This window comes from Candidatus Aquarickettsia rohweri, from assembly GCF_003953955.1.
GTDB classification, from domain to species: Bacteria; Pseudomonadota; Alphaproteobacteria; order Rickettsiales; family Midichloriaceae; genus Aquirickettsia; species Aquirickettsia rohweri.
In genome coordinates this window covers 1-791 of sequence record NZ_RXFM01000153.1, presented here as the reverse complement: position 1 = coordinate 791, position 791 = coordinate 1, and the positions used below count along the sequence as shown (strand labels likewise).

Annotated in this window: 3 protein-coding genes; 1 reads left to right on the top strand and 2 read right to left on the bottom strand. The window is 30.5% G+C overall.

Translation table 11 applies throughout. From position 1 onward, the window contains the following. A partial coding sequence (gene tnpA, locus EIC27_RS08585) for an IS66 family insertion sequence element accessory protein TnpA (protein ID WP_410519450.1) occupies positions 1-154 on the bottom strand: 154 nt, incomplete at its 3' end. A gap of 68 nt (positions 155-222) precedes the next feature. Next, positions 223-588: a TPM domain-containing protein gene (locus tag EIC27_RS06880; protein ID WP_205702370.1), complete on the bottom strand. Its 366-nt coding sequence runs from the start codon at positions 586-588 to the stop codon at positions 223-225. Between the two features lie 46 nt (positions 589-634). Here EIC27_RS06880 and tnpA (EIC27_RS08580) point away from each other — a divergent pair. Next, positions 635-791: IS66 family insertion sequence element accessory protein TnpA (gene tnpA / locus EIC27_RS08580; protein ID WP_410519448.1), on the top strand; the 157-nt coding region annotated here is incomplete at its 3' end.

Sequence of the window (791 nt, the reverse complement as noted above, 5' to 3'; positions counted from 1 at the left end):
CTACAAGAATTCTGTGCCATTTATAAAATGTACTTCTCGGCACATTCTTTTGCTTACAAAATTCATATTTACTTACATTACTTTTTTTATATTCTTCTACTAGCTCTTTCCATTTTTCATTACTTATTCTTTTTTTCTTTTTTTCTAATAGCATCATTAGCCTCTATTTTTTTAGGCTTTTGTTCTACCACTTATTTTTATTCTTGCCTAGATGCCCTTATTTTAGCGCTTACATGGGGCTATTTGATTACGAATAATTTCTGATGTCACAGCATCAGTAAGTTTAGCTTCAAGACCATAGCCAACTTCTATGCGTATAGATCTTTCATTCACATCTACAATAATTATAGCTCCATTATCTTTATCTTTTTGACCAATACCCCAGTGCCTAGCTAATTTATAACCGTAATCTTCTATAGAATTACCATCAAGAGTTGGTAATGTTACTATTACTATTTGATCTGTAGTAGTATTCTCTATATTTGTAAGAATTTCTGTTAGCTGATCTTTTGTAGCTGGAGATATAACATTTGCTTGGTCCACTACACGTCCAGTTAAGTAAGCGCTAAAATAAGGGCATCTAGGCAAGAATAAAAATAAGTGGTAGAACAAAAGCCTAAAAAAATAGAGGCTAATGATGCTATTAGAAAAAAAGAAAAAAAGAATAAGTAATGAAAAATGGAAAGAGCTAGTAGAAGAATATAAAAAAAGTAATGTAAGTAAATATGAATTTTGTAAGCAAAAGAATGTGCCGAGAAGTACATTTTATAAATGGCACAGAATTCTTGTAG